The sequence below is a fragment of the Phenylobacterium zucineum HLK1 genome (genome assembly GCF_000017265.1).
Lineage (GTDB): Bacteria > Pseudomonadota > Alphaproteobacteria > Caulobacterales > Caulobacteraceae > Phenylobacterium > Phenylobacterium zucineum.
Map to the genome: position 1 here is coordinate 12587 of NC_011143.1, position 26711 is coordinate 39297.

The 26711-nt window shown below is 68.9% G+C and carries 31 protein-coding genes; 13 read left to right on the forward strand and 18 right to left on the reverse strand.

Annotation, left to right across the window (positions count from 1 at the left end; translation table 11 throughout):
• Positions 1–36: 36 nt before the first annotated feature.
• Positions 37–168 (reverse strand): hypothetical protein, encoded by a 132-nt coding sequence (locus PHZ_RS23800; RefSeq protein ID WP_269079177.1) that lies wholly within the window; start codon positions 166–168, stop codon positions 37–39.
• A gap of 61 nt (positions 169–229) precedes the next feature.
• Here PHZ_RS23800 and PHZ_RS19585 point away from each other — a divergent pair, with 61 nt between their 5' ends.
• Genes PHZ_RS19585 through PHZ_RS19605 form a run of 5 tightly spaced genes read left to right on the forward strand, consistent with a single transcriptional unit; the run spans position 230 to position 4394 of the window.
• Positions 230–910, forward strand: a complete 681-nt coding sequence (locus PHZ_RS19585; RefSeq protein WP_012520256.1) for a virB8 family protein — start codon at positions 230–232, stop codon at positions 908–910.
• Positions 907–1737 carry a P-type conjugative transfer protein VirB9 gene (virB9, locus tag PHZ_RS19590; protein WP_012520257.1) on the forward strand — a complete coding sequence of 277 codons (831 nt, stop codon included), beginning with the start codon at positions 907–909 and terminating at the stop codon, positions 1735–1737. The genes PHZ_RS19585 and virB9 overlap by 4 nt, the downstream gene beginning before the upstream one ends.
• Positions 1734–2960, forward strand: a complete 1227-nt coding sequence (virB10, locus tag PHZ_RS19595; protein ID WP_012520258.1) for a type IV secretion system protein VirB10 — start codon at positions 1734–1736, stop codon at positions 2958–2960. The genes virB9 and virB10 overlap by 4 nt, the downstream gene beginning before the upstream one ends.
• On the forward strand, positions 2957–3955 hold the full coding sequence (virB11, locus tag PHZ_RS19600; protein WP_012520259.1) for a P-type DNA transfer ATPase VirB11: 999 nt from the start codon (positions 2957–2959) through the stop codon (positions 3953–3955). The genes virB10 and virB11 overlap by 4 nt, the downstream gene beginning before the upstream one ends.
• A gap of 58 nt (positions 3956–4013) precedes the next feature.
• On the forward strand, positions 4014–4394 hold the full coding sequence (locus PHZ_RS19605; protein ID WP_148217013.1) for a type IV secretory system conjugative DNA transfer family protein: 381 nt from the start codon (positions 4014–4016) through the stop codon (positions 4392–4394).
• A gap of 82 nt (positions 4395–4476) precedes the next feature.
• Here the strand turns inward: PHZ_RS19605 and istB are convergent, their stop codons facing one another.
• Both istB and istA read right to left on the reverse strand, forming a co-directional pair.
• On the reverse strand, positions 4477–5235 hold the full coding sequence (gene istB / locus PHZ_RS19610; protein WP_012520260.1) for an IS21-like element helper ATPase IstB: 759 nt from the start codon (positions 5233–5235) through the stop codon (positions 4477–4479).
• A 20-nt stretch (positions 5236–5255) separates the two neighbouring features.
• Positions 5256–6791 carry an IS21 family transposase gene (istA, locus tag PHZ_RS19615; protein WP_012520261.1) on the reverse strand — a complete coding sequence of 512 codons (1536 nt, stop codon included), beginning with the start codon at positions 6789–6791 and terminating at the stop codon, positions 5256–5258.
• Positions 6792–6976: 185 nt separating this feature from the next.
• On the opposite strand from istA, the gene PHZ_RS19620 reads away from it, so the two are divergent.
• Together PHZ_RS19620 and PHZ_RS21950 are read left to right on the forward strand one after the other, a co-directional pair.
• Positions 6977–8473: a type IV secretory system conjugative DNA transfer family protein gene (locus tag PHZ_RS19620; RefSeq protein ID WP_049758468.1), complete on the forward strand. Its 1497-nt coding sequence runs from the start codon at positions 6977–6979 to the stop codon at positions 8471–8473.
• A gap of 10 nt (positions 8474–8483) precedes the next feature.
• Positions 8484–9578, forward strand: coding sequence for an LPD7 domain-containing protein (locus PHZ_RS21950; protein WP_012520262.1), 1095 nt, complete (start codon positions 8484–8486; stop codon positions 9576–9578).
• 13 nt (positions 9579–9591) lie between these two features.
• Here the strand turns inward: PHZ_RS21950 and PHZ_RS19630 are convergent, their stop codons facing one another.
• Complete coding sequence (locus tag PHZ_RS19630) at positions 9592–9861, reverse strand: hypothetical protein (protein WP_041374462.1); 270 nt, start codon at positions 9859–9861, stop codon at positions 9592–9594.
• A gap of 168 nt (positions 9862–10029) precedes the next feature.
• Here PHZ_RS19630 and PHZ_RS19635 point away from each other — a divergent pair, with 168 nt between their 5' ends.
• Positions 10030–10221, forward strand: coding sequence for a hypothetical protein (locus PHZ_RS19635; RefSeq protein WP_041374463.1), 192 nt, complete (start codon positions 10030–10032; stop codon positions 10219–10221).
• A gap of 58 nt (positions 10222–10279) precedes the next feature.
• On the opposite strand, the gene PHZ_RS19640 is transcribed toward PHZ_RS19635, so the two are convergent.
• The 11 genes from PHZ_RS19640 to PHZ_RS19690 all read right to left on the reverse strand — a co-directional run bounded on the left by PHZ_RS19640 (position 10280) and on the right by PHZ_RS19690 (position 20079).
• Entirely contained in the window at positions 10280–10846 is a 567-nt protein-coding gene (locus PHZ_RS19640; protein WP_041374464.1) for an Hsp20/alpha crystallin family protein, read from the reverse strand.
• Between the two features lie 180 nt (positions 10847–11026).
• On the reverse strand, positions 11027–11332 hold the full coding sequence (locus tag PHZ_RS19645; protein ID WP_012520264.1) for a hypothetical protein: 306 nt from the start codon (positions 11330–11332) through the stop codon (positions 11027–11029).
• 39 nt (positions 11333–11371) lie between these two features.
• On the reverse strand, positions 11372–13531 hold the full coding sequence (locus PHZ_RS19650; RefSeq protein ID WP_012520265.1) for an amylo-alpha-1,6-glucosidase: 2160 nt from the start codon (positions 13529–13531) through the stop codon (positions 11372–11374).
• Positions 13532–13550: 19 nt separating this feature from the next.
• Entirely contained in the window at positions 13551–14636 is a 1086-nt protein-coding gene (locus PHZ_RS19655; RefSeq protein WP_012520266.1) for a glycosyltransferase family 4 protein, read from the reverse strand.
• Between the two features lie 85 nt (positions 14637–14721).
• Positions 14722–15141, reverse strand: a complete 420-nt coding sequence (locus PHZ_RS19660; RefSeq protein ID WP_041374465.1) for a hypothetical protein — start codon at positions 15139–15141, stop codon at positions 14722–14724.
• 313 nt (positions 15142–15454) lie between these two features.
• Positions 15455–15715 carry a hypothetical protein gene (locus PHZ_RS19665; RefSeq protein ID WP_041374466.1) on the reverse strand — a complete coding sequence of 87 codons (261 nt, stop codon included), beginning with the start codon at positions 15713–15715 and terminating at the stop codon, positions 15455–15457.
• Complete coding sequence (locus tag PHZ_RS19670) at positions 15712–16182, reverse strand: helix-turn-helix domain-containing protein (protein ID WP_049758469.1); 471 nt, start codon at positions 16180–16182, stop codon at positions 15712–15714. Before PHZ_RS19670 ends, PHZ_RS19665 begins: the two co-directional genes overlap by 4 nt.
• Before the next feature lie 415 nt (positions 16183–16597).
• Positions 16598–17197: an NADPH-dependent FMN reductase gene (locus PHZ_RS19675; RefSeq protein ID WP_012520268.1), complete on the reverse strand. Its 600-nt coding sequence runs from the start codon at positions 17195–17197 to the stop codon at positions 16598–16600.
• Positions 17198–17218: 21 nt separating this feature from the next.
• Positions 17219–17983 (reverse strand): gamma-glutamyl-gamma-aminobutyrate hydrolase family protein, encoded by a 765-nt coding sequence (locus tag PHZ_RS19680; RefSeq protein ID WP_012520269.1) that lies wholly within the window; start codon positions 17981–17983, stop codon positions 17219–17221.
• A gap of 4 nt (positions 17984–17987) precedes the next feature.
• On the reverse strand, positions 17988–19322 hold the full coding sequence (locus PHZ_RS19685; RefSeq protein ID WP_236611939.1) for a carboxylate--amine ligase: 1335 nt from the start codon (positions 19320–19322) through the stop codon (positions 17988–17990).
• Positions 19323–19371: 49 nt separating this feature from the next.
• Positions 19372–20079: a 2,3-bisphosphoglycerate-dependent phosphoglycerate mutase gene (locus PHZ_RS19690; protein ID WP_012520271.1), complete on the reverse strand. Its 708-nt coding sequence runs from the start codon at positions 20077–20079 to the stop codon at positions 19372–19374.
• 117 nt (positions 20080–20196) lie between these two features.
• On the opposite strand from PHZ_RS19690, the gene PHZ_RS19695 reads away from it, so the two are divergent.
• On the forward strand, positions 20197–20982 hold the full coding sequence (locus PHZ_RS19695) for a ZIP family metal transporter (RefSeq protein ID WP_012520272.1): 786 nt from the start codon (positions 20197–20199) through the stop codon (positions 20980–20982).
• Positions 20983–21072: 90 nt separating this feature from the next.
• On the opposite strand, the gene PHZ_RS19700 is transcribed toward PHZ_RS19695, so the two are convergent.
• The gene (locus PHZ_RS19700) at positions 21073–21774 is read right to left on the reverse strand and encodes a class I SAM-dependent methyltransferase (protein WP_012520273.1); all 702 of its coding nucleotides are present in this window, start codon (positions 21772–21774) and stop codon (positions 21073–21075) included.
• A 185-nt stretch (positions 21775–21959) separates the two neighbouring features.
• Here PHZ_RS19700 and PHZ_RS19705 point away from each other — a divergent pair, with 185 nt between their 5' ends.
• A complete protein-coding gene (locus PHZ_RS19705; protein ID WP_236611940.1) occupies positions 21960–22652 on the forward strand; it encodes a diacylglycerol/lipid kinase family protein in 693 nt (230 codons plus the stop codon).
• 108 nt (positions 22653–22760) lie between these two features.
• Here the strand turns inward: PHZ_RS19705 and PHZ_RS19710 are convergent, their stop codons facing one another.
• Positions 22761–23039 carry a DUF5961 family protein gene (locus PHZ_RS19710; RefSeq protein WP_041374468.1) on the reverse strand — a complete coding sequence of 93 codons (279 nt, stop codon included), beginning with the start codon at positions 23037–23039 and terminating at the stop codon, positions 22761–22763.
• 107 nt (positions 23040–23146) lie between these two features.
• Between PHZ_RS19710 and PHZ_RS19715 the strand changes: the two genes are divergently transcribed.
• Genes PHZ_RS19715 through PHZ_RS19725 form a run of 3 tightly spaced genes read left to right on the forward strand, consistent with a single transcriptional unit; the run spans position 23147 to position 26240 of the window.
• Complete coding sequence (locus tag PHZ_RS19715; RefSeq protein WP_012520275.1) at positions 23147–23560, forward strand: Hsp20/alpha crystallin family protein; 414 nt, start codon at positions 23147–23149, stop codon at positions 23558–23560.
• Positions 23557–25935, forward strand: a complete 2379-nt coding sequence (gene lon / locus PHZ_RS19720) for an endopeptidase La (RefSeq protein WP_012520276.1) — start codon at positions 23557–23559, stop codon at positions 25933–25935. Before PHZ_RS19715 ends, lon begins: the two co-directional genes overlap by 4 nt.
• An 11-nt stretch (positions 25936–25946) precedes the next feature.
• Entirely contained in the window at positions 25947–26240 is a 294-nt protein-coding gene (locus PHZ_RS19725; protein WP_041374469.1) for a hypothetical protein, read from the forward strand.
• An 18-nt stretch (positions 26241–26258) separates the two neighbouring features.
• Here PHZ_RS19725 and trxC read toward each other — a convergent pair whose 3' ends face one another.
• The gene (trxC, locus tag PHZ_RS19730) at positions 26259–26696 is read right to left on the reverse strand and encodes a thioredoxin TrxC (RefSeq protein WP_012520277.1); all 438 of its coding nucleotides are present in this window, start codon (positions 26694–26696) and stop codon (positions 26259–26261) included.
• Positions 26697–26711 lie beyond the last annotated feature (15 nt).

A 26711-nucleotide genomic window follows, 5' to 3' on the forward strand; every position in this document is an offset into this window, starting at 1 on the left:
GGCGTGCAATGGGAAGGATCGGCGTCCCGCCAATCCTCACGGCTCGGTGCTGCCCGGCTCACCTATGCCCGCGACGGTCACCGCCCAGCCCGACACCAGCCCCGGCAAACCGCCGGTGATGAACACCGTGCCGAACGGCGCGCCGCCGAAGCCGGCTGCGTCGAACAACAAGCCCGCCAAGCCCCAACGGCTGTCCTCGCTTACCCCCTATCCGAGCTGCTGAATTGTCATGACTGGCGTCCCCGCAAACGACCTGCAGGCCTATTTCCGAGAAGCGCGCTCCTGGGACCAGGACCGGGCGTTGGCCGCCGAGCGATCGCGCCGTTTCGCCTGGATCGTGGCCGGCGTCGCCACCGCCACGGCCGTCGCGGCGATCGCTGCCGTGACAGCGCTTGCCCCGCTGAAGTCGGTCTCCCCCTTCGTGGTCCGGGTGAACCAGACCACGGGCGCTGTCGACGTGATGACTGCGCTCAACGGGACCAGGCCGACCCAGTACAACGAAGCCGTCGACAAGTACTTCCTCGCTCAATACGTCCGAGCCCGCGAGGGTTGGATTGCGCCGGCTGCCGAAGAGAACTTCCGCTTCGTCTCGATCCTTTCAACACCTGACGAACAGGAACGCTGGGCGGCTGCGGCGCGTCCGACAAACCCGCAGAGCCCTCAGGCCGTGTACGGTCCGACAGGCCTCGCCGACGTCCAAATCCGCAACATCAGTTTCATCAACGACAGGGTGGCGAACGTCCGCTTCCACCGCACCGTGCGCCAGGCCACCGCCACCACGGAGAGCGATTGGATCGCGACCGTCACGTTCAGCTACACCAAGGCTCCGATGCTGGAGTCGGACCGGCTCCGCAATCCGCTTGGCTTCCAGGTCGAGAGCTATCGCGCCGATCCGGAGATCCCGCGATGAAGACGCTTCTGCTCTCCGGCGTGCTGGCCGTCGCGCTGGTTGGAGCGCCCGCCCTGGCGGCGCAGACGCCCCGACCCGGCACCGCCGATCCGCGGATCAAGGTCGTCGATTACGATCCCTGGCAAGTCTACCAGGTCGTCGGCGCCTTCAGGACCGCGACCCAGATCATCTTCAGCCCGCAGGAGGAAATCCTGCACGTGGCCCTCGGCGACACGGTGGGGTGGGAAGTCGCGGCCGAGACCAACATCCTGTTCGTGAAGCCCCGTGAGAAGACGGGCGCCACCAATCTGATCGTCACGACCAAGCGCGCCGGTGAGACCCGCAACTACACCTTCGAACTCCGCACCCGCTCAGGTCCGATCTCCGCCAGCACCCCCGACACCTACTTCCAGGTCCGTTTCCGCTATCCCGAAGAAGAGCGCGTTCGTCAGGCGCTGGCGGCCCAGCGCGGGGCGGTCCAGACCGCGCTCGACATCGGCGTCACGACCGGCGTCCGCAACCTCAACTACACAGTCCAGGGCTCCTCGAAGATCCAGCCCTCCGAGGTCAGCGACAACGGTCAGTTCACGGTGCTGCGCTTCCCGGGTCAGCGGGAGATGCCGACGATCTACACAGTCTCGCCGGACGGCTCTGAGGCTCTGGTGCCCTTCGACGTCCGCGGCGAGTTCGTCGTCATCCACGGAGTCTCACCCCAGCTCCGGCTCCGGCGCGGCCGCGAGGTCCTCTGCATCTACAACGAGGCGGTTCAGCCCTACGGCGTGAATTACGGCACGGGCACCGGCTCCCCCATCGTCAAGCGCACCCAGTCCCAGGGAGGCAACCGATGACCGACACCCTCGCGACGTCGGGAGAGCCGCCGCGCCGGCCGCGCCTGCCTGACGAACTTGCGGCGCGCTACGGCGAGAGCGCGCCGGAGCCGCCGCCCGAAGATAATCTGCGCCGGGCGGCGAACGACGAGCCCGCCTCCGAGCGCGGCATATCTCCGGTCGGCCGCCGCTTCGCTGCCGGGACCCAGGGGAAGGTCCTCGGAATGGTCGGGATGGTGGCGGCCGCCGGCCTGCTCATCGTCGCCACCTGGGATCGGGGCGACGCCAAGCCTGACGACTCGCCCCTGGAGAAGACGCCAGCGCGCCAGGTCGTGAACTACGAAGGGCCGGATGCGGACTCGCCGCTGCTGGCGAAGGCGGCGCACGATCCCAATGCGCCAGTGCTCAATCCCGACGGAACGCTTACCGCGGGCGGCGATGGCGGGGGTGTGCCGCCGATGCAGCCCACGCAGGCGGCGGCCGGTCCAGGCGCGGCCGACCAGAGGCGCCAGCTGGCGGAAGCGGCCCGGCGCGCCCCCATCATCGCCTACTCTGCCAACCGTGGCCTGGGCGGCTTCAGCGGGCCCGCCGCCGCGGCTGGGGAGGGCGCCCGCGAGGCCAGCGAGCTCGACAAGCTCAGGCGTACGGCGGGTGTCGCGCAAGCGCGCGCCGAGATGCTCCCCGACCGCAATTTCCTGATTACTGCCGGATCGAGCATTCCGTGCGTCCTGCAGACCGCCCTGGACAGCTCGGTGCCGGGCTACGCCACCTGCCTCGTTCCCCGCGACGTCTACTCCGACAACGGACGCGTCGTGCTGATGGAGAAGGGCACCAAGGTGCTCGGCGAGTACCGAGGCGGCATCCGCCAGGGTCAAAAGCGGCTGTTCGTGCTCTGGACCCGAGCCGTAACCCCGAACGGAGTGGCCGTCAGCCTGGCTTCGCCGGCGGCGGACGGCCTCGGCCGGGCCGGGTTCGACGGCAAGGTCGACACCTTCTTCTGGGAGCGGTTCGGCGGGGCGCTGCTACTCTCGATCATCGACGATGCGGCCAACATCGCGGCCCAAAGCGCCGGGCGCGGCCGGTTCAACACCACCATGGATGTGCCGAGCGAGACCGCCAGCATCGCCCTGCAGAACTCGATCGGCATTCCCCCGCGGCTGCGGAAGAGCCAGGGCGAGGAGGTGTCGATCTTCGTGGCGCAGGACCTGAACTTCGCCGACGTCTACGGCCTGGCCCTGCGATGAGTGACACGGCCGTCCTTCGCCACCACCTGACGCCCCTCGCGCCTCTGCTCGAGGCGCCAGAGGTCACGGAGCTGGTCATCAATCGTCCGGGTGAGGTGGGTGTGGAAGGTCCGGGCGGATGGCGTTGGCATGACGCGCCGGATCTGACGCCAAGCTGGCTGTCGACCCTGGCGACAACCGCCGCCGCCTTCACCAATCAGGATGTCACCGCGTCCGAGCCTGTTTGCTCGACAGTGCTCCCTGGCGGCGAGCGCTGCCAGATCGTCTTGCCGCCGGCGGCGGAGACGATCTCGTTCACCATCCGCAAGCCCTCGGCGGCGGAGTTCGGCATGCAGGACCTGGTCGCCTCGGGATTGTTCGAAGGCGCGAAATCGGCGACCGAGGAGCTCGCTCCCGAAGAGACCGAACTGATGGCGCTCCGGGACGCCGGCCGCTGGCCGGAGTTCTTCGAACTCGCGGTGCGGGCTCGCAAGAACATCCTGATCAGCGGCGCCACCGGCTCTGGCAAGACGACCTTCTCGAAGACGCTGATCAAGCTGATCCCGCCTGGGGAGCGGCTCCTGACGATCGAGGACGCGCGAGAACTGGTGGTGCCTCACCGCAACGTCGTTCACCTGATCTACGCCAAGGACGGGCAGGGGCTCGCCAAGGTGGGCGCCAAGCAGCTGCTCGAAAGCGCTCTACGTATGAGGCCGGACAGAATCCTCTTGCAGGAGCTTCGGGACGGCTCGGCCTTCTTCTACCTGCGGAACGTGAACTCCGGCCACCCGGGATCGATCACCACGGTGCATGCCGACTCCGCCCAACTCGCGTTCGAGCAGCTGACGCTCCTGGTGAAGGAGTCCGAAGGCGGCCGCGACCTGTCGCGGACCGACATCCGCACGCTCCTCCTGCTGCTCGTAGACGTCGTCGTCCAGATGAAGCGCGAGGCCGGCCGCTTCCGCATGACGGAGGTCTATTATGACCCCCTTCGCAAGTGCGACCCCCGCCGGTAAGGCTTGGCTGGTCGGGGCAGGGGCGACGCTGCTCCTCGGCCTGTGGCTATCGCTGTGGATGTTGATCACCCTCGGCGGGCTTGGCCAGCTCTCCTCGAACGTCGATCTAGGGGTCCTGCCGCGCTGGCTCTGGTACTACCGCGGCGATCCTGAGGTGGTGCGGTGGCTGAAGATCGGCGCCGTCGGCTCTGGCCTCTTCGTGACGATGTTGGCCTTGGCGGCCGTGCTTCAAGTCAGGCGACCGCTGCATGGGGCAGCCCGCTGGGCCGGGGAGGGGGAGCTGCGAAAAGCGGGGCTCCGCGCCCGGCGAGGACTACTGCTCGGCCGCGCAAGCGGCGCCTACCTGCGCTTCGGAGGCTCCGAGCACGTGCTGCTCTATGCGCCGACGCGGACGGGGAAGGGTGTCGGCGTCGTGATTCCTAACTGCGCATTCCAGTGATCGTGGGCGCTCATTCCACGCGATGGCGGGCGCCTATTCCACGTGATCGTGGGCGGCGCAGTCGGCCGACGTGGGCATGGAGTCAGGCGTTGGTCTGAGCGTCAAGCTCGCGGTGGCCGGAGAGCCGTCGCATGCTGTCGCCGGCGAGGGTCAGCCGGTGAGCGTTGTGCACCAGCCGGTCGAGGATGGCGTCGGCCAGGGTCGGGTCGCCGATCACGTCGTGCCATTGGTCGACGGGGATCTGGCTGGTGACGATCGTCGAGCCGCGGCCCTGCCGGTCCTCGAGGATCTCGAGCAGATCGATGCGCTGGTTGGCGGTAAGCACGGCCAGGCCCCAGTCATCGAGGATCAGCAGATCGACGCGGCTGAGGGTTTTGAGCAGCCCGGCGTGGCGGCCGTCGCCGCGGGCGAGCGCCAGCGCTTCGAAGAGCCGCGGGACGCGCTGGTAGAAGACGGAGCGTCCGTCACGACAGGCCTTGTGGCCAAGCGCGCAGGCGATCCAGCTCTTGCCGACGCCGCAGGGCCCGGTGATCAGGCAGTTCTGATGGCGGTGGATCCAGTCGCCGGCCGCCAGGCGTGCGACGAGCGCGCGGTCCAGCCCGCGCGGCGTACGCAGGTCGATGTCCTCGACGCAGGCGTCCTGCCGGAGCGCAGCAAACTTCAGCCGGGCTGTGAGCCGCTTGGTGTCGCGCTCGGCCGCCTCGCGGTCGGCCATGATGCCGACGCGTTCCTCGAAGCTGAGCGCGGCGAGATCGGGCGCGGCGCGCTGCTCTTCGAAGGCCTTGGCCATGCCGGTGAGGCCGAGCGCGATCAGGCGCTCATGGGTGGGATGGGCGAGCATTGGGTCTCCTGGTTTGAGGATCAGTGGAAGTAGTTGCGGCCGCGGATGTTGCCGTGGCGCAGGGGCTCGTGATCCGGCTCGGGCTCGAGGAAGCCGCGGTCGAGGCCAGTCTGGAGGATCGAGCGGACGGAGCTCGCCGAGCGCGCCTTGATCTGGGCGGCGCGCTGGCAGGCCGCCTCGAGCCGGGCGCGGCCATAGGTCTTCTCCAGCGCGAGGATGCCCATGCAGCTGCGGAAGCCCTGCTCGGGATGCGGCCGCTCGGCCATGATGGCGGAGATCAGCGCCGCCGCGGCGGGACCGATCTTCCCGGCGCTCGCCATCAGCCGCGCCGGCGTCCATTCCGCGTGGCGCCGATGCGAGCTGGGCATGTGCTCGGGGATCGTCGTGTGTCCGCGACGTCCGGGAGATCGGGCGTGGCTGGCGACGCGTTGGCCCTTGTGGAAGATCTCCACCGTGCGCTCGCTGGCCCGCACGTCCACCTGCTCGCGGATCAGCCGATAGGGGACGGAGTACCAGGAGCCGTCGATCTCGACATGGTAGTCGAGCGCCACCCGGCAGATCTTCCATTCGGCGAAGGCGTAGGGCTCGGCCGGCAGCGGCTTCAGCGCCGGGACATCCACCGCCGCGAAGAGCTCCGCGCGGCTCGCGCCGTAGGCGCGCATCACCCGGGCATTGAGCTCTGCGACGAGCTCGGCGATCGCCGCGTTCAGCTCGACCAGGCTGAAGAAGCGTAGGTTGCGCAGCCGCGCCAGGATCCAGCGCTCGGCGAGCAGCACGGCCTGCTCCACCTTCGCCTTGTCACGCGGCTTGTACGGCCGGGCCGGGATCACCGCGGTTCCGTAGTGCCGCGCCAGGTCCTGGTAGGTCCGGTTGATCTGCGGCTCGTAGCGGTCGCCGCGCGCCACGCCGGCCTTGAGGTTGTCGCAGACGATGGTCGCCGGCACGCCGCCGAGGAAGGCGAAGAGCCCGACATGACAACCGATCCAGTCCGCCAAGCCTTCGCTGGGCCGCGCCTCGGCGTAGACGTAGCTCGACGCCCCCATGGCCGCCACGAAGAGCTTCATCGGCCGGGCCTCGCCGGTCTCGGGATCGATCAGCTCGATCGGATCGCCGGCGTAGTCGACGAAGACCTTGTCGCCCGCCAGGTGCTTCTGGCGCATCGTCGGCGATCGCCGCGCCTTCCAGGCTTCATAGTGCTCGCAAAACCAGGCGTAGCCGTACCCATCGGGATGTTCGGCCCGATATTCCTGCCAGAGCAGAGATCGGGTCACGCCTTTGCGCCGCAGCTCTCGGTCCACGGCGGCCCAGTCCGGCTCGGCCCGCGGTGCCTTGCTTGGCGGCGGCCCGGGGAAAAGCCGCCGCTCAAGCACCGTGTCGTCCAAGTCCTCGGGCAGCGGCCAGCCCAGCCCGGCGACTTGAACCCGCTGCAGGTAGTCGCCCACAGCGCCTTTGCTGATCCCCAGCGACGTCGCGATCAGCCTGGTGCTCAGGCCGACCTCGAACCTCAGGCGCAACAACTCTCTTATCCGGCGCATCGACAATCTCTCGGTCGGCATCGGGCCCCCTCTGCTCAGCACAGGGGACCTTTAGCCCTCAGATTGTCGGCCGAACCGCGCTCACCCCCTCAGATCAGAGGGCGCCCATGATCCCGTGGAATCCGTGCCCACCTTCGCGTGGAATCCGCGCCCACCTTGCCGTGGAATTCGTGCCCGCGATCGCGTGGAATTCGCATCCTAACCTCTTGGACTGGCCCGACTCCGCCGTCGTGCTCGACATCAAGCGGGAGAACTACGAGGCGTCAGCAGGCTTCCGGGCAGCGCACGGCCAAGCCGTGCACCTGTTCGATCCCCTTGCCCCGGATGGGCGGACGTCGCGCTTCAATCCGCTGGCCTACATCGACCGCGGCTCGCCGATCGAGGTGCTGGACGAACTGCAGAAGATCGCCGGCATGCTGTTCACCGCCCCCGAACGCACGGATCCGTTTTGGGCCGAAGCCTCTCGAACCGGCTTCGTGGGCGTCGGCGCCTACATCGCCGAGACGCCCGAGCTGCCCTTCACAATCGGGGAGATCTATCGGCAGCTCACCGTAGGCAACCCACGGACGCGCTTCCCCGACATCATCGCCGATCGCGCGGCCGGCAATCAGCCGCTCTCGGCGGGATGCGTCAACGCGCTGACGGACTTCTGCGCCGCATCCGAGAACACCTTCGCCTCGGTGCGCCAGACCCTCACGTCGCGCCTGAACCTCTGGCTCAATCCACTGGTCGATGCTGCGACCAGGGAGAGCGACTTTGATCTGCGTCGGCTGCGCGAGGCGCCGACGACCCTCTATCTGGGGGCCTCGCCGGACAACCTGGCGCGCGTCCAGCCGCTCTACAACCTCCTCTTCCAGCAGCTGGTCGACCTAAACACCCGTCAGCTGCCGCGGCAGGAGCGCGAGCCTCGCCAAATCCTCGTGCTGCTCGACGAGTTCGCCAGATTGGGCTCGGCGCCGGTGATCGCCCGAGGCTTCTCCTTCGTGGCCGGGTACGGCTTGAGGTTCCTCGCTGTGCTGCAGAGCCCCTCACAGCTGCGCGCCGAGTACGGCCACGACATCGCAGAGGAGATCATCTCCAACTGCGGGGTGGAGGTGGTCTTCGCGCCCAAGGAGCTAAAGGTCGCTCAGGAGCTGAGCGATCGTCTCGGCTACTACACGACGGGCTCGCAGTCGCGTAGCCGCCCGAGCGTGCTGCTGGCCGGCGGCCGCCGCACGACAACGGATTCCGAGCAGCGCCGCGCGCTCATGCTGCCCCAAGAACTGATGCAGCTGCCGCCCGACCAGCTCGTGGTGCTGCGCGCAGGTATGCCGCCGGTGCGCGGGCGCAAGCTTCGCTACTACGCGGAGGCGGATTTCGCTTCCCGGCTTCTGCCGCCGCCGATCCCGCCCTCGAGGCCAGTCGCGGGCCCCGCGCCGCACAGCTCGGCCGATGGCGGCGGAACGCTCGAACCGAGCCTGCGAGGCCTTACGGAAGGCGAAGCGGCCGGCGAGGAGATGCTGTCGCCAGAGATGATCTCCTTGGCCCTTGAGGCCGTGGACATGGACGCTCCGCCCGAACGGGCGAGCGAGGAAGAGGTGGCGCGATGGGCCGAAGCTTACATCGACCGGGCCGCGCTGGACCGGGCCCTCGAGGACGAGTTTGAAATCGACGTGCACCGCCAGCAGGAACGGGATGACCACGACGCGCTGATTGCGCGGTAGGAGGGCGAGGATGTCCGAGACAGCCGATGACACGGGCAAGGATCGGGAGCCGCAGGCGCCACCCGCCAAGCGACAGCGGCGAGCAGCCGACGGCGAGGTCGCGCCCACTCGCGAGACCCTGAAAGATGCCTCGGACCGGCGCATCTCGACGGAAAAGGGAGATGTGCCGGACGCGCTGCGCAAACGCTACTTCACGGAGGCGACCGTCAGCGCGCTCGCCTTCTACGCCGAGTACAATGCGCCAAAGCCCGCGTTCCGAGACACCGGCGGGCGGCTCTCGACGTCGGAAACCAACCCGAACACCATCCGGGACATGGTGGACATTGCCGAGCATCGGGGCTGGCGGGCCCTTCAGGTGCGCGGAACAGAGGACTTCAAGCGGGAGGTTTGGCTGGAGGCGCAGAGCCGCGGCCTGGAGGTCCGGGGCTTTCGCCCCAACCAGCGCGACTTCCAGGAACTCGAGCGTCGCAGCCACGCCCATGACAAAGGTTCGCTCAGCCCCGCGCCATCGCGGGATCGAAGCGAGCCCCGCTCGAAGGCTGGGACGCCCTCGTCGCGAGAGCGGATCGACTACGACGCGGGAGTCCGCGGTCGATTGATCGAGGTAGGGCGTGGGCCGTTTCGAGGCCGCGATGGCGCGCCGCCAGCGCCCTTCGTGCGTATCCAGCTAGCGGAGGGCCAGCCGGTGCAAGTCTGGGGGGTGTCGTTGCCGGCGGCGATCGCCCGATCCGGCGCCAAAGTCGGCGACGAGATCACCCTTCGTCGCGAGGGCGTGGACCGCGTCTCAGACCGCAACGGCGAGGCGCGTCAGCGCAACCGCTGGACTGTCGAGGCCGAGCGGCTTCGGCAGAGTACCCCCGCCAACGCGGCCCGCGACCCGGAGCTGAAAGCCGCGCAGGCGACCCTGGGCGTGATCGCCAGCGTAGCGCGTCAGCGCCTCGAGCCGGAGGCGGCTCAGCGGGTTGTCGCCGGGGCTCGGGCAAGGGCGGCGGAGCGGATCGAGAACGGCGCCAGGTTCGCCCAGCCTAAGGTGAAGAGCTCCACCCGGGAGCATGAGCGTCCTTCAGAGCGGGCCGAGGGCCCCGAACGAGTGAGACGGCGGTGACGCGGCGGACCCTCTACCAGTCGCTGCGGTCGCTCCGATATGAATCGAGGGTCTCACGGTTCTGCCATTCCAGCAGGCGCGACCCTTCGTCTTCGTCGTGCCGCCAGCGCCGTCCTCGGGGGTAGAGGATACTTCCCATAACCATGAACCCCAAAACAGACAGGACGAACACTCCGAGCGTCGCCAGTTGATCTCGGCTCATGCGCAAAATGACGGGCACAAAGCTGAGCGCGAACCACAGCACCAGCAGCCACACGGTCCAACGAGCGACTCGACCGAGCATCCCAACGCTCCTTCGCGGCGACGCCAGCGAATCTTAGCGCTCAAGGCCGATCTTGCGCCAGCTGAGCCGTACTGGAAGGTCATTGGCGTCGTTCGAGCGGCGTGCGAAACAGCGCTCTAACCGCGAAATGGTTGGCATCGACAAAGTCGTGAAGAGGACCAGACTTCGTTGGGCCGCTCCCAGAACAACGTCTGCAGCACAAGCGCCGCCTTCTACCGCCAGCGTGCCGAGGAAGCCGAGGCGCCGGCGCGGCGCATCACGACCGGATCGTTCGAGCAGGAAGCCCTGCTCAAGATCGCAGCCCAGTTCCGCGCTCTTGAGGAGAGCGCGTGCCGCCGCGAACAGGGACGAAGCTTCTAGCTATCCCCTTTTAGGCGGAGGGGAGGGGCGGCAGCGCCCCTTCCCGGCGTTGTTGGTGTCAGTGGGTGCCCGCCTGGCCCCGGTTCTCCTGCTCACCGGTCTGGGCTGTTGTCTGCGCCTGGCCTGTGGCCGATTGCTGGCCTGCCGACCCTTGGATCTGGATGCGCCGGGAGCGGGCCTGCTGGGCGCTCTTCGGCACTGTGACAGTCAAGACGCCGTTGTTGTAGCTGGCCTTCACCTCGTCAGGATTGGCCTGGAAGGGGAGCCGCAGCGAACGCTGGAAGCGGCCGTAGCCGCGTTCGACGAAATGATAATTGGTCTTCTCGTCGCCCTTCTCCTGCTCGAACTTCTTCTCGCCGCGGATGGTGAGCAGGTCGTTGTCCAACGTGACGTCGATGTCCTTCTCGTCGACGCCTGGGAGCTCGACACAGACGCGGACCTCCTTGTCAGTCTCGGCCACGTCCATGCTGGCGTTGAAGGTCGAGGGGGTGGACCCGCTGCCCTGTGTCGCCGGCGGTGCGAAGCTGCGCGATCCGCGGAAGACGTCGTCGAACAGGCGGTTCATCTCGCGGTGCAGGGAAAGCAGGGGGTCGGCGCCGCCGAAGGGCGTGAGCGATTGGGACATCTGGGCGTCTCCATTGGCCAGAAGAGGTCGCCGGAGCGGGCGTCCAGCGACGCGCGGTTCGTGATTGAGCTGCTCGCCGCAACTCGTCTGAAGAAGCGCCAGGCGGCGCAGCAGGTTGCAGCGGCCGAGCAATTAAATGCACGTTCCGCCCTTCACAAATGACGCCCTCAACCTCTCTCGTCAGCGATCGGGCGCTGACGCCTGCTCCGAGGCCGCAGAGGCGGCCAGAGCCTGGTGCAGCGCGTCGGGCGGCCGGCGGCAAACCACCTGGAGGAGGCTCACCGAGCCTGGAGGGTCGCCTTCAAGGAGGAGTTCCGTCGTCGTGGCCTCCACCGCCTGCAGCTGCCAGGTGATCGACTCCACGACGCCCTCTTCGAGGCCGTGCGTGGTGGCGATGCAGATGCGTTCGCCCACCCGCGGCGGACTCACCAGTTCGAAGTCCCGGGAGGGGCCATCAGGCCCCTCGATCCAAACTCTCACGCGCATCTCGCCACTTGCTCCGTTCGTTCAGTTCCTCGTCTGTCCTCAGGTGTGGGTGATCAAGGGAACGCCCTGTTCCTCGTTGCGCCCCGGGAGCACCATCACTCGACCATCGGCCTCGCAGAACACGAGGTCGAGCCGGCGCTCGCCGACGGGAAGGTTCTCCAGCCTGAGTTCGCTGATGCCCCAAGGCAGCCGCGGGGAGCGCACATGCAGCTCATGGCGCCAGCCGTCCACGTGCAGCCCGAGGCAGGCCTGCAGGATCCCGAACACTGAGGCCGCCGCCCAGGCCTGCGGCAGGCAAGCCACCGGGTAGGCCACCGGCGGCTCGCCGGCGTGCCGCGGGAAGCCGCAGAAAAGCTCGGGGAGGCGCATGTCGAAGTGGACCGCCGCCTCGAACAGCGCCGACAGCAGACGCGGGACGGCGTCGGCTCCGCCGTATCGCCGGAAGCCGATGGCGCAGAGCGCCGTGTCGTGCGGCCAGACCGAGCCGTTGTGATAGGACATCGGGTTGTACCGCGGCTGGTCGCTGGCCAGGGTGCGCAACCCCCAGCCGTTGGCGAAGCCGCCGCCCAGAAGCGTGCGCATCACCGCCTGCGCCCGATCCGGCGAGGGCAGTCCCACGAACAGCAGGTGCCCCGCGTTGGAGGCCTTCACCTCACAGAGGGCGTTCTCGCCATCGAGGGCGATGCCGTAATAGCTCAGCTCCGGCATCCAGAACCGCGCCTCTACGGCCTGGCGGATCTGCTCGGCGCGCCGCCGCCACGCCTCGGCCCGGTCGCGGTCGAAGCGGGTGGCGGCGAGGCGCGCCATGCCGCAATAGGCGGCGTAAGCGTAGCCTTGGACCTCCACCAAGGCGATGGGGCCCTCCGGGGTCCGCCCGTCGGCGTGGAAGATGGAGTCGTGGCTATCCTTCCAGCCCTGATTCAGGAGACCGGTCTTGGCGCCCCGCTCATAGCGGATGAGGCCCAGCGGATCGGACGTCGCGAAGCTGTCCATCCATTCCGTGGCCGCGAGCAGCGCTGGCCAGATCTGGTCGAGGAACGGCCGGTCGCCAGTCCGCTCGGCGTAGGCGGCGGCCAGGGCGACGAAGAGGCAGGTGGTGTCGACGCCGCCATAGTAGCGCCCGAAGGGCACCTCGCCCTGGGCGGCCATTTCGCCCCTTCGCGCCTCGTGCAGGATCTTGCCCGGCGCCGCGTCCCGGAAGCTTGAATGCTCTTCGGCCTGGGTGTGGGCGAGATAGGCCAGGACGCCCTTGGCGAGGCTGGGGTCGAGCCAGAGTAATTGCCAGGCCGTGATGATCGCGTCCCGGCCGAAGGTCGTCGAAAACCAGGGGATGCCCGCGTAAGGATAGGGACCGGTGGGGAGGTCCGTGGTGAGCAGCGCCAGGTCCGCTCGCGACTTGTCCAGCCAGGCGTTGAACAGCCGCCCGCAGGTCTGCACGCGACCGCCGCGACGCAGACGCCGCCGCATGGCCGCCTTGGCGACCAGGCTGGCGCGCCGGAAACGTCGTGCGGCGGGCGGCGGTCCCTCTTCCGGTCCCACCTCAAGATAGAGGTCCTTTGGGGCGCGGGGCGCGAGCTCGAGGCGAACGCTCGCATGGTGCGCGTCGAGATGCGCCGGCTTTTCCGAGAAGGCGATCACGCATTCGCGCCGCGCGCCGTCGAGGCCTTCGTACTGGAACTTCACCCCGTTCGGCAGAACGGTCGGCGCGCCCCTGCGCCCCCTCTGGGCGCGGGTCTGGCCCCGCACCTCGAACATGTCCTTGAAGTCGGCGTCGAAGCTGAAGTCGAGGGGCAGGGTGGCCGGCGCGTCGCCGTAGTTCACGCAGCGGATGCGCTCGTAGAGGCGACCGTCCCAGACCAGCCGCTTCCGCTCCAGATGCACCACCCCTTCGGGCGTGGTCACCGCGCCGATCGGCGTCAGCGGGCGGTTGGTGGCGTTGGCCGTAAAGATGACGTTGTCGCGCCCGACCGCGCTGCTCAGGAGCGCCGGCGGGCTGCCGTCCAGCCGCAGGATCAGCCGCGAGAGCAACCGCGTGTCATTGTGGAAGAGCCCGTCGGCGACGCCGTGGATATCCCCTGAGGCGTCGCAGACCAGGAAGACATCGCCCTCCTTCAGGGTGAAGAGGCGGTCGGGCGAGCGCTGCTCGCGCTCGCTCGCCGCCTCGAAGTGCGCCTCCGGCGCAAGCGCCAGATCATCCATCGAAGGTCCCCCAGCTCCTTCACGCGGCGACGGCTTTCACGGACGAGCCGGCCGCCTTGGCCACCGGCCCAGGCTCCGGCTGGCGGAGGCCGGCGTAAAGCGCGGCGTAACGGCGCGCCATGGCGAGCGCCGAGAAGCGCGTCTCAAAGCGCGTGCGGACGGCGCTGCGGCGCAGCTCGCCCACGCGACCGACGGCCGCCACCGCGTCCTCCAGGCTCTCGACGATGAAGCCGGTAAGCCCGGGCTCCACCACCTCCGGCACCGAGCCGCAGTTCCAGGCGATCACCGGCGTGCCGCAGGCCATGGCCTCGATCATTACCAGCCCGAAGGGTTCCGGCCAGTCGATGGGGAACAGCAGCGCGTCCGCGCCCCCGAGGAAGGCCGACTTCTGGGCGTCGTTGATCTCGCCGACGAACTCCACCAGGGGCTCGTTGCGGATCATGGGCTCGATCACCTCGTTGAAGTAGGCGCGGTCGGCGGCGTCGACCTTGGCGGCGATCTTCAGGCGCTTGCCGGCTCGTTGCGCGATCTGGATCGCACGGTCGGGACGCTTTTCCGGGGAGATCCGTCCGAGGAAGGCCAGGTATCCCTCGCTGCGGACATGGAAGGTGTAGTGCTCGGGCGGGAAGCCGTGGTGCACGGTCCCGATCCAGTTGGCGAAGGGCAGGGGCTTTCGCTGATCGTCGCTGATCGAGACCAACGGGAAGGCCGGCCAGCGCCGGTAGGCCTCCGGCAGATCCTTCAGGTCCAGCCGCCCGTGCAGGGTGGTGACGGTCTTTTCCGCCAGGTCCGCGAACATCGGGAAGTGCAGCAGGTCGGTGTGGAAGTGGATTATGTCGAACTCGTCGGCGCGGCGCTTGACCTCGGCGAGCTGCGCCAGATGGGCCGCGACGTCCGACTTCAGCGGCGCAGGATCCAGCCGGATCGCCTGGTCGCGGACGGGCACGAGCTTGGCGCGCGTCTGCGCCTCGCCGCTGGCGAACAGGGTCACTTCGTGGCCGAGCGACACCAGGGCGTCGGTCAGGTGGGCCACCACACGCTCCGTTCCGCCGTACAGCCGCGGCGGGACCGCCTCATAGAGGGGAGCGACCTGTGCAATCTTCATGCGGTTTTCCCTTCTGCTGCGAAGGGGGCGCAGCCCGCCCCCGAGATGCGCGCGCGCAAACGCGCCGAACGGCCAAGCTGTTCCCTTAGCTGGGCGCCTCGCGGCTATCGGTGCGCGCGTACTGGAGGCTGCGGTCGAGCTCGTCGGCCGAGAGCGCCAGGACGACGTCCTTGTCGGCGCTCAGGAGGACGCCAGCGTCCACCTCGATGGGGTCAACGGGGCCATAGAGGTTCGGAACGATGCGCAGCTTGCCCGGCGGCGTGTTCGCGGCGCACTGGCTGCCGGAGATCCAGCCGATCTCCCGGCCCAACCGGTCGCGCACCGTGTCCCCGATCCGCACCTTGCGTCCCTGAGCATCGACGAAACAGACGAGCGGATCGTGCGCCACCGATTGCGCAGCCGGAACGGCGGCCAGCACCGCGAGCGCGCCCGCAAGGCTGACACCGATCCGCGCCGCGCGCCGGTTGCGTCGCCGGCGGGCCGAGGGCCGCACCGTCGTGATCATCTCCCGCATCCTCGACAGAGTTCGACCGGCAGAGCCAGCCGAAGGCTGATCTATGGCGGCGGCTTCGTCGCGCAAGAGATGAAGTGCGGGGTCCCGCGCCGCCCTCTTGCTGCCCGAAAGCTCGCCGCCCTAAGGTGTGCTGGGACGCCTCCACCCCCCAAGCCCCGGCGTTCTACGGCGGCTCCGAGCCCGTGGCTCGGGGCCGCTTTTCGTCAGCCGCGAGGCCGTCGGTTTGCTGCGAGGCTGTCCTGCGGAATCCGATCCGCATCGAACTCATCGAGATCGTGGAGCAGGCGCGGGTCCCGTCGAGTCCTTAGGTCACGTCCCGCCCATCCTTGCGTCGGCGCTCGTCCTCGTCACTCGCGGTCTCGGGCCGACACGCCCGACCCTTGTTGTCCCGCGGGTCGGACTCGCGCCGCGCGATCAGCACATAGGCCCCGATCGCAAGAGCGGAGAGGCTGGTAATCGTCCACAGCAGCGGCTCGGCGAGCGGTTTCGGGCTGACGGCGAAGCTCGCCATCGTCGCGCCCACCAGAACGATCGGGGCGAGGAGGAGGCCGTCGCGCTTCCTCATTCGGCGGCGGCGCGTCCTGACGCGGAGGGGTCGTCCGCTTCATTCCCGACCTGTCCCGCCTCGTCGTTCGCGGCGATGGCCCGCACCAGATCGGTGACGCTCTTGCGGATCCCGCGCCGGCGGATGCTCAGGAAGGCTTCTGCGAGCGCGGGGCCGTTCGGCTCAAGGAGCAGATCCTGCAGGACCGTGTCGTAGACCTGGGCAAAGCGCTCGCCCGCCACCTTCGCGGGGTCATGCAGCCCGTCGAAAAAATAGCTTACCGGAACCTCCAACACCTGGGAGATGCGGAAGAGGGTGGAGGCGCTGATCCGGTTCGCGCCGCGCTCGTACTTCTGCACCTGCTGGAAGGTGAGATCGAGCGCCTCGGCCAGGCTCTGCTGAGTGAGGCCAAGCGCCTTACGCCGTAGGCGCACACGCAGACCCACGTGCACATCGATGGGATCAGGACCGGTGTCGGCGCGCGCCATGTACACTCCCCCTGGCCAACCCGGCCTGGCGCCGGGACGGTTCATCACGTGCACAGCTTTGGGCGAAGCACGCCCCACGTATTCCCCAAGGCGGCAAGCAGAGCCCGCCACTCGAACGGGTGTTGTATTCCGCGGGCCGCCCGACATAGGTCGGCCCAAAGCTGTTCCGCACCTCGGTGCGGGACGCAGACAGGTGATGAAGCCTTCCGCGTCAACTCAGGATTTAGCTCAGCCTGCGCGGGCTGACCAGCAACCTTGCAACCACGCGACTACACGCATCGAGCGCAGGACCTTGGCGATACGATCGCAAGCCGTCTAAGTTGAATGGGAGCGGCGTTCCACCCGACGACGACCGTTCGCGGACTCTCCAGTCTGGTGCTCGGCCCCGGCCCCCCCGGGCCGAGCATTCCGGAGGTTAGGCCGCCTTGGCCGCCGACGGTTCACCCTCGCGGGCTTGCTTCAGGACCCGCGCCCACCAGGCCAGGTCGTCGAACATTGTGTCCGCCATCTTCTCCAGATGCGGCAGTTCCTTGAGCGCCGTCTCGCCCTTCATCACGGCATAGAAGTCGCCGCCGCCGATGTGCACCGCATGCCGGATCGGCGCCATCTGCAGCTCGATCGCGATCAGGCGCAGCTGCTCCACGGCGCGCGCGCCGCCGACGCTGCCATAGCCCACGAAGGCGACAGGCTTGCGGTTGTACTCGCGGTAGGCGTGGTCCAGGGCGTTCTTCAGCACGCCGGTGGGCCCGCGATTGTACTCGGCCGCGGTCATCAGGTAGCCGTCCAGCTCAGCCATCTTCGCCTGCCATCGCCGGGACTCCGGATGGGGGGACGGCGCATAGGCCGGAGACACCGGATCGGAGAAGAAGGGAAGGGCGTAGTCCTTCAGGTCGACGAGCTCGAGGGCGAGGTCGTCGCGGCGCGCCGCCAGCTCGGAGATCCAGGGCGCCACCTTGTCGGCAAACCGGTTCTCGCGGACCGATCCGACGATGAGGCCGATCTTCGGCTTGTCCAAGGCATCACCTCTGCGTTCAGCTCACGCGGAGCGATGTAGGTCCCGTGATCCGCCGCGCCAGCCCAAAGGTGCGTGGTCGCCCGCCTGGCGGAGCCGATGGTCCTGGTAGGCGCGCGCGGCCATAACCAGGGCTTCGAAGAGCCGCCGGAAGGGTCTGCGGTGCAGCAGCAGCTCGGGATGGAACTGGACCCCGATGCAGAAGTCGCGGTCGGTTCGCTCGATGGCCTGCGGCACGCCATTGGCTTCTCGCGCGCAGATGGTCAGACCCTCGCCCAGCCGGTCGACGGCCTGGCTGTGGATGGAGTTCACCCATAGCCGCTCGCAGCCCAGGATGGCGTGAAGGCGGCTGCCCGGGGTGATCGAGACGACCTTGCGGAAATGGATCTGTCGAAACCAGTGCTGCGGATAGGGGGTCGGGTGAAAGCGCTCGGCCACGTCCATGTGCAGGGAGCCGCCCGCGGCCACGTTCATGAGCTGGGCGCCGCGGCAGATGCCGAGGATCGGCAGGTCTTCGGCCAAGGCGCGCTCGAGCAACGCCAGCTCCATCTGCTCCCGGGGATGGTCATACCGGTAGCCGGCCTTCGGCAGGGTCTGGAACCGTTTGGGGAACACGTCCGACCCGCCGCTCAGCACGAGGCCGTCCAAGGCCACCCCCTCCCAGGCGGTGGAGCTCAGGCGTACCGGCCGGCCTCCGGCTAGGCGGATCGCCAGGGCGATGGCGAGATAGGACAGCAGGTCGCCGACGCTCGGGCGGGTGACGCCGATGATCGGGCGGCGGCGGTCCATGGCCTCACTCCACCACCAGGCCCCGCGCGTCGGGATCGTATTTGAGTTCCGGCGGCAGCTTGCCGTGACGGATCAGCGAGGCCACGACGAAGAGCGCGCCGAGGCTGACCAGCGGATCGTCGGAGCGGAAGAGCTCGTTCGGCGCGTTCTTGGCCGTGCGCAGCGCCTCGCGCAGGCGCTGGGCGGCGCGCCCGAGGTCTGGCCCCGCCGCCAGGCCTCGGGCGAGCTCGCGCGAGGCGTCCAACAGCCGGCCCGATTGGAAGAGGTGCACGGATTGACCCCACGCCTCCCGCAGGCCCGCGAACCCCTCTTCGGAATCCGCGACCTCCTGGATTGCGGAAAGGAGGTGCAGCGCCCCGACCTTGGTGCGTTGGCCAAGCTTGGGAGCGGCCGGGGTCGCCACCCGCCCGGTGACGGCGAGCTCGTAGAGCATCCAGGGAAAGTCGACGCCGGACTCGACTGTGTGGAAGAGGCCGGCCCAGAAGCGCGGATTGACCTCGATCAGGAAGGGATCGCTTGTCCCGTCCCAGCGGAAGTCGACCTCGACGACCCCTGTCCAGCCGAGCGGGCCGAAGAGGGCGTCGGCCGTCGCTAGGAACGGCCGATCGTCGACCGTCTCGCGCAGCACGCCGGCGCCGGCCCCCCGGGGGAACTGCGACAGGTTATGGTAGGCGGCGCTCGCCAGCCGGACGCCCTGGTCGTAGAGCGCGGTCAGGCAGAAGTCTTGTCCTGTGACGTAGTCCTGGATGAGCAGGGGCTCGGTCGGGCCAGCCAGCGTCAAGTCCAGCGCTGCGGCGTCCGACAGCCGTCGCACGCCCCGGCCGCCCACGCCCCGAACGGGCTTGGCGACCAACGGGAACCGGTCGGGCCGCGCGCCGCCGGCGCGGAGCTCGGCGTCCGTCCAGGTGCGCGGGGCGTTGAGCCCCATGGCGTGGGCCGTGCGCATCAGCGCGTCCTTCGGGTCGACCGCGGCGATGGCGTCGATCGGCGGCGCCGCGACCCGAATGTGGCGTGACAGGCGCTCGGCGTGCCGCGCGATGATCCGCGTCTCCTGGAAGCAGGGGATGAGCACATAGGGGCGGTCATCCTGGGGCTTGTGGCGGACGATCGCCGCTTCCAGCTCGTCGATGAAGCGCTCCGGTTCCTCGGCGGCCGGCGCGTGCGTGAAGTGCTTCTTGGCGAACCGGGAGAAGGAGACGGCGGTGAGACCGACGTCGTCGCAGCCGATCACCTCGACGCCCCGCCGGCCGAGGGAATGGGCGATCGTCAGGGCCATCAGGCTGCGCCCGTAGGTGACGATCACCCGTCCGGATCTCAGATCTGCGTTCGTCGTGTCCATTCGTCGTCGCGCTGAAGATGGTTCAGGCCACTGCGTGCGCAAGCGGGCGTCACGCCGGGTGCGGAAGCCGGGCGGCGCGGTCGGCGTCGAGGTAACGCGGCTCGCGCGCCCGGCCGTCTGGGTCCAACTCCATAAGCAGCGGATTTGCGAGCGGGATCTCGAAACCGGGGACCTGGGCCGGGTCCAGGCGCAACAGCTGGCTCACCAGGGCGCGCAGGCTGTTGCCGTGGGCGACGACCAGAACCGGCCCGGCCTCCAGCGCGCGATCCAGCTCGGCGCGCCATGGCCCGAGCCGTGCGACGACATCCTTGAGGCTTTCGGTCCGCGGCACAGGCGTGTCCCGGTAGCGGCGATCGGCTTGCAGACGCGCGTGTTCTGGGTCGTTCATCGGCGGCGGTCGGTCGGCGTAGCCGCGCCGCCAGCGGGCGACCTGCTCGGCGCCGAACCGCTTCGCCGCCTCGGTCTTATCGAGCCCTGTGAGGCCGCCGTAGTGGCGTTCGTTGAGCCGCCAGGTCTTGTGTTCGGGCACGAAGGCCTGGCCGCTGGCGTGTAAGGCGATCCAGAGCGTGCGGATGGCCCGCGTCAGCACCGAGGTGAACGCCGTCGCGACCCGCAGCTCGTGCGCAGCCAGCAGGCGCCCCGCCCACAGCGCCTGCGCTTCGCCCGCCGCGGTCAGGTCGACGTTAGCCCAGCCGGTGAACCGGTTGGTCGCGTTCCACTGGCTCTCCCCGTGGCGGAGGAGGATCAGGCGGGCCATGGCGAAGCTCGCGGCGAAGGCGGGTCGCCCGCCGAACACGCCGCGGCGGCGCCAGTTCCACGGCACCGTTTGTCGCCTCCGTCGTTTACCGACCGCTTTCTTCCATCGTGAGGCGTCATGGATTGGCCGCTCGTGCTGACCGGCCTGGCGGGAAGCACGGCGGCGGGCGTGGCGACCGGCGTCGGCGCCTTGCCGGTCTTTTTCATCCGCACCCTTTCGCCGCGCCTGCAGGGCGCGTTCCTGGGCTTCGCCGCGGGCGTCATGCTGACGGCCGCCTTCCAGTCCCTCATCTCGCCAGCGCTCGACTTGGCCGGGGCGCATACGGCCGGGCCTGTGGTCGGCCACCTGGAGGTGGTCCTGGGCCTGGCGCTCGGCGCGTTCGCCGTGCAGCTCGCCAACCGCTATGCGCCGCACGAACACTTCGTCATCGGCATCGAAGGCGTGCCGGCCGAGTCGCTGCAGCGGATCTGGCTGATCGTCATCGCGATCGCGCTCCACAACGTCCCGGAGGGATTGGCCGTCGGGGTGAGCTTCGGCGGCCCCGATATCTCGAACGGGACGAGCGCGGCGCTGGGGATCGGCCTGCAGAACTTGCCCGAGGGCCTTGCGGTCGCCGCCGCCCTGGCCAGCATCAACTACCCCCGCTGGGTGGCGTTTTCGGTGGCGCTGCTGACCGGTCTTCTGGAGCCCGTCAGCGGCTTCGTCGGCATCGCCCTCGTGTCCTGGATTGAGGGCCTGTTGCCTTGGGCGCTGGCGTTCGCCGCCGGCGCCATGGTCTGGGTCGTCAGCGCCGAGATCATCCCGGAGACTCACACCAAAGGCCATCAGGGGACCGCCACCAGCGCCCTGATGGGCGGCCTCATCCTGATGGTGGTGATCGACGCCGTGCTGGGCGGTTCGTGAATCGCCCCGTTGGCGCGAGCATGTGATGGGCGGCCGGCGCCCTATCCGTGGAGGGATATCCGTTGGTCAGGCCCGCCCGCCTGGTTGCGGTTAGTCCCGCGCCGCGTGCCAGCCCCGGATCATGAAGGCTTGGAAAAACGGGATCGGCGCGCGAAAATCCGCTGCTTTCCACAGGCTCTCCGTCTCCGCGGGGGTGAGGACGCCCAGCACCTCCCGCATCATCGCTTCCAGTTTCGCCAGCGACTCCGGCGTCGCGCCCATCAGGCGCTGAATGCGTCTCCAGTCCTGCAGCATCTCTGGGAAGTCCGGGGCCGCCAGGTCGCCGCTGATCTCGGCGCTCACAAAGCAGCCGCGCGGCTTCAGGCGATCATGGATGGCCGCATAGAAGGCGGGTCGGTCTTCTCGTGGGATGAAGTGCGCGACCAGCAGGCTGACGGCGGTGTCGAACTCCTCGCGAGGCGCGTCACCGGCATAGCCTTGCAGGAGCTCGCAACGCTGCAGGACGCCCGCTTGCTCGAGCCGGCGCCTCCCGACGGCCAGCATCTCTGGCGAGGGGTCAACGCCGACGAACGACCACCCTGGGAAGGCTGCGGCCAGGGACAGGATCTCCGCGCCCGTCCCGACGCCGACGGATAACACCCGGGCATCGACCGGTAGATCCTCCAGAACGAGGCGCAGGAGGAAGTGCAGACCATCGGAAATCGGCGCAAGCGCGCTGTTCCGCTGGTCGTAAGCGTCCGCCACGTCCTGGTTGAAGATGGCGCCAGGGGCAAGCGTGTTCGGCTGCTGCATTGTTATACTATAACACCTTGGCAAGGGCGGAGGCTACCCGTTGCGCCCGCTTCGAGCCCAGGCGCGGCGCCCGCGGGCTATCGCCGCTGTCGGGAACCTTGCGGCCAGCGACAAGGCTGAGACGCAACACCTGCGATCCGCAGCGGAACCAAGGCGGAGGCTTGCCCCGTTTTCGCGGCATGTTGATGAGCTGGACCCCCGCCGTGGACCTGAAGTCGGCTAAGATCGCGGCCGTGGTGAACGTCGCCAGCGGCCGGTGCAGCCGCGCGACGGGCGCGGCCCTGCGCGGTCAGCTGGCGCGCCACGGCCTGGAGCCGGCGCACCTCTGGTGCGGTCTGGGCGCGGACCTGCCGGGCGTCCTCGACGAGGTGCTGGCGGACAAGCCCGATGTGCTCATCGTGCTGGGCGGCGACGGCACGATCCGGACCGCCGCCGAGCGCTGCGAGCCCGGCGGGCCCCTCCTGATGCCGCTGCCGGGCGGGACGATGAACGTGTTGCCGCGCGCGCTCTATGGCGGCCGCACCTGGCGCCAAGCCCTCGACGCGGTGGCCGCCCGGCCGCAGGTGCGCCCAGTGACAGGGGCCGAGGTCGCCGTCCTCTGCCCGTTGGCCTCCGCACGGCTCGACCCCGGCGAGGCCCGCCTGGAGGCGGCGGTTATCCACCCGGAGGGGCCCATCGACGCCGTTCGGCTGGTGTTGAGCGCGGCCTTCCGCGACTGGCGGGCCGATCCGGACGTCCATTGCGCCATGGCCGAAACCATTGAAGTGCTCGGCAATGGTCCCTTTCCCGGCCTGCTCGATGGAGAGCGCTTCACGTTCGAAGGCTCGCTGAAGGTCCGGCTCGTCCCTGAGGCGTTTCTGGCGCTGACCCCCGGCTGAGATCCCGAAGAGCGAGCGCATGGCGTCCGCTGTTCGCGAAGCGTTCGGCGCCGGGCCAGCAATTGAGGGACTCTCCATTGCGCGAGGTTGGCCGCTTGTTCTGCAGCTTCAACAGGCCCACATCGCCCCGGTCGCGACGGCGATCCGGAAGCACTGCTCTTCGCCCCTCTCGCAATCGATGACGGTGACCGAGACCTCCTCGGCGGCCTCGTCGGCCAGACCCCAGCACTCGAGGAACCCGATCGCGGCGTCCGTGAAGGTGTCGGCGTCCTGAACCTTGTGACCCGAGCAGGGGCCCTCGTTGGTCGCGTAGGCGTAGAAGCGCCCGGGCGCGGGGCTCGAACAGGGCTCGGGCTTGCGGCGCGATTGAGAGGACGTGGGACTCATCGGCGGTTTACTGGCCTGAAGCGCTGCGCAGAACGCTCGCGCCGGGCCTGCGTTTCCGCGGAACCGGCGCTACCGCGCACGGCGTTCATGCGCCACGGAGCAGGGGAATGGCGAACCGAAACGCGCGCGATTGGATGTGGTCCGAAGCCGTGCAGATGCTGGCGCGCGCCGACCGGCTGCACCGACAGGTGTTCCGGCCGGGGGCGAGCGCACATACCACCTATTGGGAGCCGCCCATCGACCTCTTGGAGACGGCCGGCGACGTGCAGATCATCGCCGCCCTGCCCGGGGTCGATCCTAGCGGCGTGCAGGTCTTCATCGACGGGGACGCTCTGGTGATCACGGGGCGCCGCGACCCCTCTCCGTGCATGCGTCGGGCGGTGATCCATCACATGGAGCTGCCGCAGGGCCAGTTCGCCCGCCGGGTCCCGCTTCCGGCGGGACACTACGGCCGGATCGACTGGCAGGCGGAGCATGGGTGCCTGACGGTTACCTTGCGCAAGGCGGGGCAGAACCGATGAACGGCGAGCAGTCCGCCAACGGCGCGCGAACCCTGCCGGACGATGCGGTTGTCGTCGTTCCGGTCTCCAACGTCATCTTCCCGGGCGTCGTGTTTCCGATCGTGCTCGACCGCCCGAGCGCGGTCGCGGCCGCCCAGCAGGCGCTGCGCGAACAGCATCCCCTCGTGCTCGTCCTCCAGCAGGACGTCCAGGCGCCCGATCCAGGGCCACAGTCGCTGCATCGCATGGGGACCTTGGCGAACGTCCTGCGCTACGTCACAGGACCCGACGGGGCGCCGCACGTGGCCTGCCAGGGCGTCGAGCGTTTCGAGATCGACGAATGGGTGGAGGGCTTCCCCTTCCTCGTCGCCCGCGGCCGCCGCATTCCTGAACCGGAGGCCGAGGGCGCGGCGATCGAAGCGCGCTTCCTGCATCTGCGAAGCCAGGCGCTGGAGGCGCTGCAGCTGCTCCCGCAGTCCCCGCCCGGTGAGCTGGTGGCGGCGGTGGAAGGCGCCAGCTCGCCGGCGGCGCTTGCAGACCTCGTCGCCGCCTACCTCGACCTGCAGCCGCCGGAAAAGCAGCAGATCCTCGAGACGATCGATCTTGAGGCGCGGCTCGACAAAGTCTCGGCCTTCCTCGCGCAACGGCTCGAGGTCCTGCGGCTGACCAGCGAGATCGCCCAACGTACGCGCCAGTCCCTCGGGGAGCGCCAGCGCGAGACGCTGCTGCGCGAGCAGATGGCCGCGATCCAGCGAGAGCTCGGCGAAGGCGAACGCGAGGAGCTGGTCGAGCTCGAGGCGGCCATCGAGAACGCCGGCATGCCGGAGGAGGTGGTGCAGCAGGCGCGCAAGGAGCTGCGCCGGCTGGCCCGAACCCCGGAAGCGGCGGCCGAGTACGGGATGGTGCGCACCTATCTCGAATGGCTGGTGGAGCTGCCCTGGGGCGTTCCTGAGGCCGCGCCCATCGACCTCGCCGAGGCCCGCCGCATCCTGGACGAGGACCACTTCGGGCTGGAGAAGATCAAGCAGCGGATCATCGAGCATCTGGCGGTCCGGCGACTGGCGCCAGAAGGCAAGGCGCCGATCCTGTGCTTCGTGGGCCCGCCCGGCGTCGGCAAGACCTCCCTCGGCCAATCCATCGCGCGCGCCATGCATCGGCCGTTCGTGCGGGTCAGTCTTGGCGGGGTGCACGACGAGTCCGAGATCCGCGGCCATCGGCGCACCTACGTCGGCGCCCTGCCGGGCAACATCATCCAGGCGATCCGGAAAGCCGGCCGGCGCGACTGCGTCATGATGCTGGACGAGATTGACAAGATGAGCGCCGGCATCCACGGTGATCCGTCGGCGGCCCTGCTCGAGGTGCTCGATCCGGAGCAGAACGTCGCCTTTCGCGACAACTACCTGGCCGTTCCGTTCGACCTCAGCCGCGTCGTCTTCATCGCCACGGCCAACATGCTGGACACCATCCCCGGTCCGCTCCGCGACCGCATGGAGGTCATCCAGCTCTCGGGCTACACGGCCGGTGAGAAGCGGCAGATCGCCGAGCGCTACCTCGTCCGCCGTCAGCTGGAGGCCAACGGCCTGACCGCCGAACAGGTCCAGATCGAGCCCGCGGCGCTGGAGACCCTGATCGCGCGCTATACGCGCGAGGCCGGCGTGCGGTCCCTGGAGCGGGAGATCGGGCGGCTGTTGCGCCACGTGGCGGTTCGATTCGCGGAAGGCCACACTGAGCCGGTCCGCATCGGCCCGACCAATCTCGAACCGATCCTGGGCCCGCCGCGGGTGGAGAACGAGGTGGCGATGCGCACCAGCGTGCCCGGCGTCGCCACGGGCCTCGCCTGGACCCCGGTGGGCGGCGAGATCCTGTTCATCGAGGCCACCCGCACCCCGGGCGACGGTCGCCTGATCCTGACCGGCCAGCTCGGCGAGGTCATGCGCGAGAGCGCCCAGACCGCGCTCAGCCTGGTGAAAAGCCGGGCTGAAGCGCTCGGCGTCACGCCGTCGCTCTTCAAGGAGAGCGACATCCACATCCATGTGCCGGCGGGCGCCACGCCCAAGGACGGGCCGAGCGCCGGCGTCGCCATGACCATGGCGCTGATCTCGCTGCTGACCGACCGAACCGTGCGCAGCGACACGGCGATGACGGGCGAGATCAGCCTGCGGGGCCTGGTGCTGCCGGTCGGCGGCATCAAGGAGAAGGTCGTGGCCGCTGCGACGGCAGGCGTTCGGCGGGTGCTGCTGCCGGCGCGCAACCGGGCCGACGAGCGCGACATTCCGGAGGAGACGCGCCAAACGCTCGAACTGATCTGGCTGGAGCGGATCGAGGATGCGATCGAAGCGGGGTTGGATCCGCGGCGTGGGGACGTGCGCCAGACGCAGGTCCGGGCGGCGAGCTAGGACGAAGGACGATGGCCGAGGTCGTCAAACTGAAAGCGGGCGACGCCTTGCCCCAGGCGGGCGAGTTTCTGGTGGTGACCCGGCTCAGTCGTCCGCGCGTTTTCGAGTATTTCATCGACGTCAGCCCAGCGCTGGAGCCGATGGTCGGCCGGCGCCTGCCCCCGGGCGGGCCCGGGTACGCGAGCCTGGAGACCGCGCTGCACGCGGCGCAGGAGCTGGCCGAACAGCATCATGTGCCGACCATCTATGTGCAGCACGAATCGATCCTGGTGCGGCCCTACTACCCTGGGCTCAACCTTCCGTAGGAAGCCGCCCGCGGCCAATCAGGCCGCCAGGCGCTCCACCCATCCGCGGAGGACGCCCAGGTCGGCCACGCCGGATTGGCGCGCCGCCACCTGACCCTTCTGGAAAGCGAACAGCGCAGGGATCCCCTGGACGCCGTATTGCGCGGCAAGGTCCGGGTTCTCGTCGACATTGATCTTCACGAACCGGGCCCGCGGCTCGAGCGCCTGGGCGGCCCGCTCGAAGATCGGCGCCATGGCCCGGCAGGGCCCGCACCAGGGCGCCCAGAAGTCTACGATCACCGGCACATCGGAGTTTTGAAGGTGTTTGCGCGCCCGATCGCCGCTCAGTTCGATGGGGGCGTGCGGGAAGAGCTTGGCGTGACAGCGCCCGCACTTGGCCGCGTCGGCCGGCCGGTCGGCAGGCACGCTATTGGTGCTGTCGCAGTTGGGACAGACAACACGGCGTCTCTCGGCCATCTCATCCTCCCGTGT